Raw genomic sequence first — 12,310 nt, 5'->3', positions numbered from 1 at the left:
CTCATTCATAGATAATCAGTGACACCAACAGGTTCAGCATTGTGGACAGTATAGTGGCATTCCTCTCATTGAGCTAAGGAGCGTGGCATCAGCCAGCGTTCCGAAGCAAAAGACATACTAGAGCAGGAACGATTGAATTACGGAATGCACCGGAGATTCACAACGTCTGAATTTTACCTCTATTCGGTATAAAATGCGTGGCAAATCTGCATTGAAATAGTGAAAACAGGTATTTTCAGGGTATCTTTTCCTCTGACAGTGTTTCTCTGACCGTGCATGAAAAAAAGGCCCCACCAAAGTGGAGCCGGAGTATTTACACCGTATCAGTCAGCCAATTACATGGACTTAGTGAAAGTACGGGTAATAACGTCTTGCTGTTGTTCTTTGGTCAGTGAGTTAAACCGCACGGCATAACCTGATACGCGAATGGTCAACTGCGGATATTTTTCCGGGTTTTCCATTGCATCAAGCAGCATTTCACGGTTCATCACGTTCACGTTCAGGTGCTGACCGCCTTCAATGCTGGTTTCATGATGGAAGTAACCATCCATCAAACCTGCCAGGTTGGATTTACGCACGTCATCATCTTTACCCAACGCATTCGGAACGATAGAGAAGGTGTAAGAAATACCATCTTTAGCATAGGCGAACGGCAGTTTGGCAACAGAGGTCAGCGAAGCAACAGCACCTTTCTGGTCACGACCGTGCATCGGGTTGGCACCGGGTCCGAACGGAGCGCCAGCGCGACGACCATCTGGAGTGTTACCGGTTTTCTTACCGTAAACTACGTTAGACGTAATGGTCAGTATGGACTGAGTCGGTACCGCGCCACGGTAGGTGGTCAGTTTCTGAATTTTCTTCATGAAACGTTCAACCAGGTCACAGGCCAGGTCATCAACGCGTGAGTCGTTGTTACCGAACTGCGGGTATTCACCTTCGATGTCAAAGTCGATAGCCAGGCCGTCTTCGTCACGGATCGGTTTGACTTTGGCATACTTGATGGCAGACAAGGAGTCAGCTGCTACAGACAGACCAGCGATACCACAAGCCATGGTGCGATAGACGTCACGGTCATGCAGTGCCATCAAAGCGGCTTCGTAGCTGTACTTGTCATGCATGTAATGAATGATGTTCAACGCAGTGACATACTGTTTAGCCAGCCAGTCCATGAAGTGATCCATACGTTCCAACACTTCATCAAAGTCCAGCAAATCACCCATGATAGGTGCAGATTTAGGACCAACCTGCATTTTCATTTTTTCATCCACACCGCCGTTAATAGCGTACAGCATGGTTTTTGCCAGGTTTGCACGGGCACCAAAGAACTGCATTTGTTTACCAACCACCATCGGGCTGACACAACAGGCAATAGCGTAGTCATCGCTGTTGAAGTCAGGACGCATCAGATCATCATTCTCATATTGCAGAGAAGAGGTATCGATGGACACTTTGGCGGCAAATTTCTTGAAGTTCAGCGGGAGTTTTTCAGACCACAGAATCGTGATGTTTGGTTCCGGTGATGGCCCCATGGTGTATAGGGTATTCAGGAAACGGAAGCTGTTTTTGGTAACCAGAGTACGACCATCCAGGCCCATACCACCCAAAGACTCGGTTGCCCAGATCGGGTCACCTGAGAACAGTTCATCATATTCTGGTGTACGCAGGAAGCGTACCATACGCAGTTTCATTACTAAATGGTCGACCAGTTCCTGAGCCTGTTCTTCAGTGATTTTGCCAGCTTTCAGATCGCGTTCAATAAAGATATCCAGGAAGCTGGACACGCGGCCGAAGGACATCGCTGCACCGTTCTGAGACTTAACCGCAGCCAGGTAGCCGAAGTATGTCCACTGAACCGCTTCACATGCATTGGTAGCCGGACCTGAAATGTCGCAACCATATTTGGCAGCCATTTCTTTAATCTGGCTCAGGGCATGATGCTGGTCAGCAATTTCTTCACGCAGACGGATGGTCGCTTCCAGATCTTCACCGTTTTCCAGTCTGGACTGCAAAGAAGTGAACTGGGCAAACTTGTCTTTCATCAGGTAGTCAATACCGTACAGCGCGATGCGGCGGTAGTCACCGATGATACGGCCACGGCCGTAGGCGTCTGGCAAGCCGGTCAGAATACCGGATTTACGGCAACGCAGGATATCTGGGGTATAAACATCAAATACGCCCTGGTTGTGAGTTTTACGGTATTCGGTGAAGATTTTCTTCAGTTGCGGATCCAATTCACGGCCATAGACCTTACAGGAACCTTCAATCATCTTGATGCCACCAAACGGAATAAGTGCACGTTTCAGTGGAGCATCAGTCTGCAAACCAACGATTTTTTCCAGATTCTTGTTGATGTAGCCCGCATCATGAGACGTGATGGTGGCGGCTATATCGGTATCGAAATCAACAGGCGCGTGAGTGCGGTTTTCCTGTTTAACGCCTTCCATTACCTGATCCCACAACGCAGTCGTCGCTTTGGTGGCACCAGCCAGGAAAGATTCATTACCTTCATACGGCGTGTAGTTTTTCTGAATGAAGTCACGAACGTTAACTCCATCCTGCCATTCACCTTTGCTAAAACCTTGCCATGCACTGGCCAATTTTTCATTCAGCTCGGTCATTTTACACCTACCTTTAGATATGGATTTCTTAGAACCCGATGTTGCGGCCGATAGCACCTTAGTGCTTTTCTCCACCGCGCAAATAAATAACCCAATAGGTCAAGCCTACCATCAACCCCCCACCAATAATGTTGCCGATCGTGACTGGAATCAGGTTATTAGTAATAAAGTTACTAACGGTTAAATGCTCAAATTGTGTGGGTACCATGCCGATGGCATGCCAGAATTCGGCAGAGGCGAAGTTCTTCACCACGATCCCCATCGGAATCATAAACATATTAGCGATGCTGTGCTCAAAGCCGCTGGCCACAAACATGGCAACCGGCAGGATCATGGCGAACATCTTGTCGGTCAGGCTGCGGCCGGAATAACTCATCCATACGGCCAGGCAGACCATCAGATTGGCCAAAATACCGAGGCAGAGCGCCTGGACAAAGGTATGCTCCAGCTTATGATTGGCTGTTTGCATAACATTCAGCCCCCAGGATCCGTTCGCCACCATGTGTTCACCAGAAAACCAGATTAACGCAACAAAGAATAGGGCGCCGATCAAGTTGCCGATGTACACGTTTATCCAGTTGAAGGCGAGTTGTTTCCAGGTGATTCGGCCACTGGCCTTGGCAATGACGATCAACACCGTCGAAGTAAACAAGTCTGCACCACAGACTACCACCAACATCAGCCCGAGAGAAAAGCAGATGCCACCAATCAATTTTGCTACACCAAATGGCATAACGGTTGATCCAGTGGTGGCGGTAATATAAAAAACAAATGCAATAGAGATAAAAACACCGGCAGTAATTGCCAGATAAAAAGTAGTCAGCGGCTGTTTTGTCGCTTTATAAACGCCGGCATCTTCAGCAGCTTTCGCCATGGCGGCAGGTAATAACAATGTGAAGGGGTTGTCAGCTTTCACACTAACTCTCTCTTAAAATTTATCAGCGTCGAGATATTAACAAAGCAGTATAATCCAAAAATTGATATGGATCATATTGGCAGAAACTATTGGGGTTATTAAGCGGGGTTTAATCCTTATTTTTATGTCTAATTATATGAAAAATAAAAAGAAAAATTTTTTTAAATTTTACAAAAAGAGTTGAATGAACCCGTTCTTCAATACCAATCAAGCGTTAAAAAAAATAAGGTTTTGTAGTAATTCAGTTTGCTACTTCGACGATATTTAATTACTTGTTCACCATTTGCTAACAATATTGCTGTCAGCATATTTTCACCAAACGAAATGGCGGTAAATAAATAATGACATATCGTCAGAAAAGTAAAATTAACCATAATAAAAACAAGGTTAATTGACGATAAAAAAAGAATATGCAGAAGTGTAAAATAAAAACACCGCTAATGGGAATGTATTCTTTACGGCGCATGGCTATTCTATTTTACGAAAAAAATGGCAAGCTCCTGTGGCACAGGCGCTTGCCGCGGTCAGCACTGTCGATATGCAGCGCGACTACTGCTTTTGCCAATGTTTACGTTTAACCTGCTGTAGCTTTTCGTAGGCGGCCAGCAGTGACTGATGCGCAGGCAACGCCTTCAGCTCGGCATCTATCGCAAACAACCCATAGAAACACTGTTCTCCGGCGATGGCTGCGCTGGCGACATCTACCGTATCCTGCCCGTACATTTTTACGAAAGCATCATAGTACTGTGCCGGGTCGCGTTCTGGTTCGAGTGCCAGTTGCAGCAGTGTGCGCAAACAACGGTAATAGTTGCTGCGTTCGGCACTGAAGACAGACTGATTGAAGTCCTGCGACCATTCGACCCAACTCAGTGCCAGATCCAGATCGCCACCCGCGAGCGCGAGCATGGCTTTCAGTTCACCAATGCGCAATGTGAACCAGCCGTTATCTTTGCCGGAGGCAATACCCAGCAGCTCACGTACCCGAGTGAAATCGTCCAGCCCTTCATCATCCAGTTGTTGCAGTAATTCCAGATAATTCTGTGGTTCCCACTGGCTGTCAGGCAATGTCAGCAAGGTATCCCGCAGATGTGCGCCCATGCTGCTGTTGGCCAGCCATAGATCTTCGGCCGGGTAAATGTCAGACATACCCGGCACCAGGATTCGGCAGGCATACACAGCAAGATGCTCGTAGTCGGCGATATACACTTCTTTATTTTCCTTGCGGAAAATGGACATCAGCGTGGCAAATTCCTGCTCGGTCGTGCCACTGAAATCCCAGTCAGCAAAATCATAGTCGGCTTTTTGTCGGAACATGTCCCAGGAAATCAGACCGCTGGAATCGATAAAATGGGTTTCCAGATTGGTGTGTTCTGCGACTTCGTCGCTATCAAAAGTAGGGGGCGTAAATACGTCTAAATCTTTCAGACTCCGCCCTTGCAACAGTTCGGTTACGGTACGTTCCAGTGCCACGCCAAAATCCGGGTGTGCGCCAAAAGAGGCGAAACAGGTACCGTTATCGGGGTTAAACAGTACGACACAAATGACCGGATACTGACCGCCAAGAGAAGCGTCATAGGCAAAAATCGGGAAGCCTTCTTTTTCCAGTGCGGCAATCGCTTCAATCACGGTGGGATAGCGAGCCAGAACCGCAGATGGAATTTCCGGCAAACTGATAGATTCCGCAATAATCCGGTTTTTCACATAACGCTCAAAAACTTCGGAAAGCGCCTGAACCCGGGCCTCATTGGCGGTATTACCGGCGGACATGCCGTTGGAAACATACAGATTACCGATGATGTTCATCGGAATATAAATCGTTTGCTGATCGGACTGACGGGTAAAGGGCAGCGCGCAGATGCCGCGGGCGGCGTTACCGGATTGCAGGTCGACCAGGTCGCTGGCTGCCAGTTCATGCTCCGGATCGTAAAATGCGCGCAGGCGCGCATCCAGAATACCGTCCGGCAGCGTGTCATCTTCCGGCAGCACAAACCATTTTTCATCTGGATAGTGCACGAAATCGCCTTCGGCAATCTCCTTGCCCAGATAGAAATCAGCAAAAAAATAGTTGGTAGACAGGCGCTCAAAATACTCACCCAGCGCGGAGGCCAATGCTGCCTTTTTCGTCGCGCCTTTACCATTGGTGAAGCACAACGCGCAGTCGCGATCACGAATGTGTACTGACCAAACATTAGGAACCGGATTCAGCCACGAGGCTTCTTCGATGTTAAACCCCAGATTGAGGAGCTGTTGTTGAAAACGGGCGATGGAATCTTCCAGGGCGGCGTCTTTGCCTGGGATAAACGTTTGAGTCATGGCACTCACTCGGTGATGTTTTAAATAGAAACCGCATAATACGGGCTTTTGCGTGCCGACTCTATTTATTCTGTAACAGATGGGTAACAGTGAGGAAGATCGCTGAATACGGTGCTAAAGTTTTCGTCTACAGCGCGTAATAAGCGTTGCAGGAGCGTAAGCCGAGTGATAAAACCGGTAGCAGGGCAAAAACAAATGCGGCGGCACGAATGTGCTAAATATGGTCGCGGTTATAGATATGTGGTGAGGGGACATGACTCAAGTTTTCAATTTTAGTGCCGGTCCAGCAATGTTGCCGGTAGAAGTGTTACGTCGGGCAGAACAGGAATTATGCAATTGGCATGGTCTGGGTACTTCGGTGATGGAAATCAGCCACCGTAGTAAAGAGTTTATTCAGGTTGCCAAAGAATCCGAGCAAGATTTACGTGATTTGATGAAAGTCCCTCCCAACTATAAGGTGTTATTCTGCCACGGCGGTGCGCGTGCGCAATTTGCCGCTGTGCCGCTCAATCTTCTCGGTAGCAGCGATAAAGCTGACTATATTGACGGCGGCTACTGGGCACACAGCGCTATTAATGAAGCGGAAAAATACTGCACGCCGAATACTATTGATGTTAAAACCCGGATTGATGGTTTGCGCGCAGTAAAACCGATGCGTGAGTGGTCTCTGTCTGATGATGCCGCCTTCGTTCATTATTGTCCGAATGAGACTATTGACGGGCTGGCTATCGAAGAAGAGCCTGATTTTGGCGACAAAGTCGTGGTGGCAGACTACTCCTCCAGCATTCTGTCCCGCCCGATTGATGTCAGTCGTTACGGCGTCATTTATGCCGGCGCACAGAAAAATATCGGTCCGGCAGGGCTGACGGTGGTCATCGTGCGGGACGATCTGTTGGGCAAGGCTCGTCGTGAGCTGCCTTCTATTCTGGATTATAAGGTACTGGCGGATAACGACTCCATGTTCAATACCCCGCCAACGTTTGCCTGGTATCTTTCCGGTATGGTATTCAAATGGTTGAAAGAACAAGGCGGCTTGATTGATATGGAGAAACGCAATCAGGCGAAAGCTGATTTGCTCTATTCTACGATTGATGGCAGTGGCTTCTATCGCAATGATGTGTCACCCGCTAACCGTTCACGCATGAACATTCCGTTCCTGCTGGCGGATTCGGCGCTGGACAGCCTGTTCTTGCAGGAGGCTCAGGCCGCAGGTCTGCATGCGCTGAAAGGTCACCGGGTAGTGGGAGGGATGCGCGCATCTATTTACAACGCGATGCCGTTGGCTGGTGTACAAGCACTGACTGAGTTTATGGTCGATTTTGAACGCCGTCACGGCTGATAACCCGCATCAAGGCGACGATGTTCCGAGATTGCTGATAAAGGTTTCGTCTCCCTGCTGAGGCAGGGTTTCAACCTGATGTGGATATATTGTTGATAAATCCTCGCTTATGCGGAAATGACACCGTGTAGCATCAGAGCGGTTATCTTCATTCTGAACCGACAACGTCGCTGTTATTTTAAAACCCCCGGTTGTGTTGCCGGGGTTTTTATATCAATGCTTTTGGAGAATGTGTTTCACATGCAGGAATCCCTGACTCTACATCCTATTAAATTAGTTAATGGCACCCTCAATTTGCCCGGTTCGAAAAGCGTATCCAATCGTGCACTGTTACTGGCTGCGCTAGCTGAAGGCACTACCCACCTGACCAATCTGCTGGATAGTGATGATGTGCGTCACATGCTCAATGCCCTGCAAGCAATGGGTGTCAGTTATCAACTCTCAGACGATCGTACTCGGTGTGACATCGTTGGGCTGGGAACCGCGTTCACGGTTGAGACTCCGCTAGCGTTGTTTCTGGGGAATGCCGGTACGGCAATGCGTCCGCTGGCCGCCGCGCTGTGCCTGACTGCCGGTGACGTTGTGCTGACAGGTGAACCGCGAATGAAAGAGCGCCCCATCGGCCATTTGGTGGACGCGTTACGTCAAGGTGGTGCAAGAATTGATTATCTGGAGCAGGAAAACTATCCGCCTCTGCGTCTTTACGGCGGTTTTCAGGGCGGAGAAATCAGTGTCGATGGCAGCGTTTCCAGCCAGTTTCTGACAGCGCTTTTGATGATGGCGCCGCTGGCGGGAAACGATACCCGGATCAGTATCAAAGGTGAGCTGGTATCCAAACCTTATATCGACATCACGCTACATATGATGAAAACCTTCGGAATTGAGGTGGATAACGATAATTACCAGCACTTTATGGTGACCGGGAATCAACATTATCATTCTCCGGGTGATTATCTGGTGGAAGGTGATGCGTCCTCAGCATCCTATTTTCTGGCCGCGGCCGCGATCAAGGGCGGGACAGTCCGCGTAACCGGCGTGGGTCGTAACAGTGTGCAAGGTGATATCCGTTTTGCTGATGTACTGGAAAAAATGGGCGCGAAAATCCGCTGGGGTAACGATTATATCGAATGCCAGCGTGGTGAACTTCATGCTATTGACATGGATATGAATCATATTCCCGATGCGGCGATGACGATTGCGACTACTGCGCTATTTGCTCAAGGGGGAACGACCACCCTGCGGAATATCTATAACTGGCGCGTAAAAGAGACCGATCGATTAGCTGCGATGGCGACAGAATTACGCAAAGTCGGTGCCGAGGTTGAAGAAGGTGAGGATTACATCCGTATTACGCCGCCACAGCAGCTACAGGCGGCAAACATTGCTACTTACAATGATCATCGCATGGCAATGTGTTTTTCGTTGGTCGCGTTATCTGACACGCCTGTCACAATTATGGACCCGAAATGCACGGCGAAGACTTTCCCGGACTATTTCGACCAGTTGGAACGGCTGAGTCAACACGTGTAATCCAAAATGTCTAGGGTGGGTGAATACCCTGGACATAGTTTTTTCCTCCGCCCTCTTCGGATTTTGCCCTATTTATTGCGAGGATAAGTCTTTAATTTAACGATTATCGCCAGAGATGCGTATAATGCTCTACCATATTGTCTACACAATGACGGGATTGTTTTTCCCTGAAGGAGAATGAAATGGTGGCGACTGCACCAGTGATTACGGTCGACGGACCGAGTGGCGCGGGCAAAGGTACTTTATGCAAAGGGCTGGCAGAGGCTTTGCAGTGGAACCTGCTGGATTCCGGTGCGATTTATCGGGTACTGGCGCTGGCAGCACTGCATCATCAGGTGGATATTACTGCGGAAGACGCCCTGGTTCCCTTGGCAACTCATTTGGATGTACGGTTTATCCCAGAGAATGGGCAGTTGAAGATCATTCTTGAAGGTGAAGATGTCAGTAATGAAATTAGAACTGAAGCGGTGGGTAACACGGCATCTCAGACGGCCGCCTTTCCTCGGGTGCGAGAGGCGTTGTTGCGCCGCCAGCGGGCGTTTCGTGAAGCGCCAGGATTGGTTGCTGATGGTCGGGATATGGGAACAGTGGTGTTTCCCGATGCGGCAGTAAAAATATTTCTGGATGCCAGCGCGGAAGAACGTGCGCAACGCCGCATGCTACAGTTGCAGGAAAGTGGCTTTAGTGTTAACTTTGAACGTCTTTTGTCCGAGATAAAGGAACGGGATAACCGTGACCGGACTCGCTCTGTTGCGCCGCTGGTGCCAGCCCCAGATGCTTTGGTGCTGGATTCAACAGATATGGCACTGGATGAAGTCGTTGAACGGGCACTGGCGTACGTACGTCAGGTTTTATTCTGAGCAACGAAAAACAATGAATATCAACCTCACAGTAAGGATTTGCAGCGAGGTATGTTAAACAACCCCATTGAGCAGGATGCCAGATGGACGTTAAATTTAAAAACCCTAAGATTATCAACATGACAGAATCTTTTGCTCAACTCTTTGAAGAATCCCTGAAAGAAATTGAAACCCGTCCTGGTTCCATCGTGCGCGGTGTTGTTGTTGCTATTGATAAAGATATCGTACTGGTTGATGCCGGTCTGAAATCTGAATCTGCTATTCCGATAGAGCAATTCAAAAACGCCCAAGGCGAGTTGGAAATCCAGGTTGGCGATGAAGTAGATGTAGCTCTGGACGCAGTAGAAGATGGTTTCGGTGAAACCCTGCTGTCTCGTGAGAAAGCGAAACGTCACGAATCATGGGTAGTGCTGGAAAAAGCGTACGAAGAAGCAGCTACGGTTACCGGTATTATCAACGGTAAAGTGAAAGGTGGTTTCACTGTCGAGCTGAACGGTATTCGCGCGTTCCTGCCGGGTTCTCTGGTAGATGTACGTCCGGTACGTGATACGCTTCATCTGGAAGGCAAAGAGCTTGAGTTCAAAGTAATCAAGCTGGATCAAAAACGCAACAACGTTGTTGTTTCCCGTCGTGCCGTTATCGAATCTGAAAACAGCGCGGAACGCGATCAACTGCTGGAAAACCTGCAAGAAGGCATGGAAGTCAAAGGTATCGTCAAGAACCTCACTGACTACGGTGCATTCGTTGACTTGGGTGGCGTTGATGGCTTGCTGCATATTACTGATATGGCTTGGAAACGTGTTAAACATCCGAGCGAAATCGTCAATGTGGGCGACGAAATCACCGTTAAGGTGCTGAAGTTCGACCGCGAACGTACTCGTGTGTCTCTGGGCCTGAAACAACTGGGCGAAGATCCGTGGGTAGCTATTGCCAAACGTTATCCGGAAAGCACTCGCCTGACCGGTCGCGTGACCAATTTGACTGATTACGGCTGCTTCGTGGAAATCGAAGAAGGCGTTGAAGGTCTGGTACACGTTTCTGAAATGGATTGGACTAACAAAAACATCCATCCGTCCAAAGTGGTTAACGTGGGCGATGTTGTGGAAGTTATGGTTCTGGATATCGATGAAGAACGTCGTCGTATTTCCCTGGGCCTGAAACAGTGTAAATCCAACCCGTGGCAGCTGTTCGCTGAAACTCACAACAAGAATGACCGTGTAGAAGGCAAGATCAAGTCTATTACCGACTTCGGTATCTTCATTGGTCTGGATGGCGGTATTGATGGTCTGGTTCACCTGTCTGATATCTCCTGGAATGTTGCAGGTGAAGAAGCGGTTCGTGAATACAAGAAAGGCGACGAAATCGCAGCTGTTGTACTACAGGTTGACGCAGAACGTGAGCGTATCTCCCTGGGTGTGAAACAACTGGCGGAAGATCCGTTCAATAACTACCTGTCTGTAAACAAGAAAGGTGCAATTGTTACGGGGAAAGTTACTGCAGTTGACGCCAAAGGTGCTACAGTTGAATTAGCTGACGGCGTTGAAGGTTATCTGCGTGCTTCTGAAGCTTCTCGTGATCGCGTTGAAGATGCCACTCTGGTTCTGAACGTTGGTGACAGCGTTGAAGCGAAATATACTGGTGTTGATCGTAAAAACCGCGTTGTTAGCCTGTCTGTTCGTGCTAAAGACGAAGCTGACGAGAAAGACGCTATCGCTTCTGTGAATAGCAGCAGCAGCAAGCAGGAAGAAAGCAATTTCTCCAGCGCGATGGCTGAAGCGTTCAAAGCAGCAAAAGGCGAGTAATCACGGTGGGTTAAGTGGCTCTTGCCGCTTAACCTGAAACGGTAGTAAGTTATTGTGGTGGTGATTAACCACATGCTTGGAGGAATCATGACCAAGTCTGAACTTATTGAAAGACTTGCTGGACAGCAATCTCATATCCCGGCCAAAGTGGTTGAGGATGCAGTGAAAGAGATACTCGAACAAATGGCCACAACGCTGGCTGAAGGTGATCGTATTGAGATCCGAGGGTTCGGCAGTTTTTCGCTTCACTACCGTGCACCGCGTGTTGGTCGTAATCCGAAAACTGGAGATAAGGTGGAACTGGAAGGTAAATATGTTCCGCACTTTAAACCGGGCAAAGAATTACGTGATCGCGCCAATATCTACGGTTAATCAATAACGGTAAATTACCTGCAATTTCGCTAAAATGGCACTCTTAGGAGTGCCATTTTTTTTATCCCAATTCCAATCCTCAAGTTATCTCGCTTCGACGGCTTGTTTTGCTGATGTTCCCCTCTGCAATGACCTGCTACATTGGATTTTCCCACGCTATCAAAGAAATTCACATGATACGAAAACCCAAGAATTTACTGGTGGGGTTTTTACATTTACCGGTCAAAACTTAAGCCCCGTTTCAATCACCAATCTGCCCTTCTCCACGGTAATAATCACCGGCTGGCCGGTGTTAAATCCGAGGTCTCCCAGCCAGCGTCCCTTTATGGTGAGCTGTGTCGGCGGGTTATCTCCTTCATGCCGTCCCCGATGGGATAATAACGCAAACGAGTTTTTGATAAATTATCTACACAATGCCGCAGCCCTTGAAGAATTCTGAGCCAAGTCTATAGTTTAGAAGGATATTGCTGGATCATGGCGTATATATCCGTCATATTTCACGTTGTTGATGCACTGGCTACTCTATCTGGCCTTGTCCTCTTTGGGGGCCGCTGTGAGTA

General features: G+C 48.5%; 9 protein-coding genes. 5 read left to right on the top strand and 4 right to left on the bottom strand.

Annotated features, from left to right (window positions below; genetic code table 11):
* Positions 1-335 precede the first annotated feature (335 nt).
* The 3 genes from pflB to ycaO form a co-directional block, all read right to left on the bottom strand.
* On the bottom strand, positions 336-2,618 hold the full coding sequence (pflB, locus tag RS889_RS13705; RefSeq protein WP_315707683.1) for a formate C-acetyltransferase: 2,283 nt from the start codon (positions 2,616-2,618) through the stop codon (positions 336-338).
* A 58-nt stretch (positions 2,619-2,676) separates the two neighbouring features.
* Positions 2,677-3,534 carry a formate transporter FocA gene (focA, locus tag RS889_RS13700; RefSeq protein WP_315707682.1) on the bottom strand — a complete coding sequence of 286 codons (858 nt, stop codon included), beginning with the start codon at positions 3,532-3,534 and terminating at the stop codon, positions 2,677-2,679.
* Between the two features lie 549 nt (positions 3,535-4,083).
* A complete protein-coding gene (gene ycaO / locus RS889_RS13695) occupies positions 4,084-5,847 on the bottom strand; it encodes a 30S ribosomal protein S12 methylthiotransferase accessory factor YcaO (protein WP_315707681.1) in 1,764 nt (587 codons plus the stop codon).
* Between the two features lie 253 nt (positions 5,848-6,100).
* Here ycaO and serC point away from each other — a divergent pair, with 253 nt between their 5' ends.
* The 5 genes from serC to ihfB all read left to right on the top strand — a co-directional run bounded on the left by serC (position 6,101) and on the right by ihfB (position 11,750).
* On the top strand, positions 6,101-7,186 hold the full coding sequence (serC, locus tag RS889_RS13690) for a 3-phosphoserine/phosphohydroxythreonine transaminase (protein WP_315707680.1): 1,086 nt from the start codon (positions 6,101-6,103) through the stop codon (positions 7,184-7,186).
* A 240-nt stretch (positions 7,187-7,426) separates the two neighbouring features.
* Entirely contained in the window at positions 7,427-8,716 is a 1,290-nt protein-coding gene (gene aroA / locus RS889_RS13685) for a 3-phosphoshikimate 1-carboxyvinyltransferase (protein ID WP_315707679.1), read from the top strand.
* Between the two features lie 182 nt (positions 8,717-8,898).
* Positions 8,899-9,576, top strand: coding sequence for a (d)CMP kinase (gene cmk / locus RS889_RS13680; protein WP_315707678.1), 678 nt, complete (start codon positions 8,899-8,901; stop codon positions 9,574-9,576).
* A gap of 119 nt (positions 9,577-9,695) precedes the next feature.
* Positions 9,696-11,378, top strand: a complete 1,683-nt coding sequence (gene rpsA / locus RS889_RS13675) for a 30S ribosomal protein S1 (protein WP_037381511.1) — start codon at positions 9,696-9,698, stop codon at positions 11,376-11,378.
* Positions 11,379-11,465: 87 nt separating this feature from the next.
* On the top strand, positions 11,466-11,750 hold the full coding sequence (gene ihfB, locus RS889_RS13670; protein ID WP_021015603.1) for an integration host factor subunit beta: 285 nt from the start codon (positions 11,466-11,468) through the stop codon (positions 11,748-11,750).
* Between the two features lie 222 nt (positions 11,751-11,972).
* Here the strand turns inward: ihfB and RS889_RS13665 are convergent, their stop codons facing one another.
* Positions 11,973-12,062: a SymE family type I addiction module toxin gene (locus RS889_RS13665; protein ID WP_425475153.1), complete on the bottom strand. Its 90-nt coding sequence runs from the start codon at positions 12,060-12,062 to the stop codon at positions 11,973-11,975.
* Positions 12,063-12,310: the final 248 nt, after the last annotated feature.

It is taken from the genome of Brenneria uluponensis (genome assembly GCF_032395385.1).
GTDB classification, from domain to species: Bacteria; Pseudomonadota; Gammaproteobacteria; order Enterobacterales; family Enterobacteriaceae; genus Prodigiosinella; species Prodigiosinella aquatilis.
The sequence above is the reverse complement of the archived record's forward strand: the minus strand, read 5'-3'. Positions and strand labels throughout refer to the sequence as shown.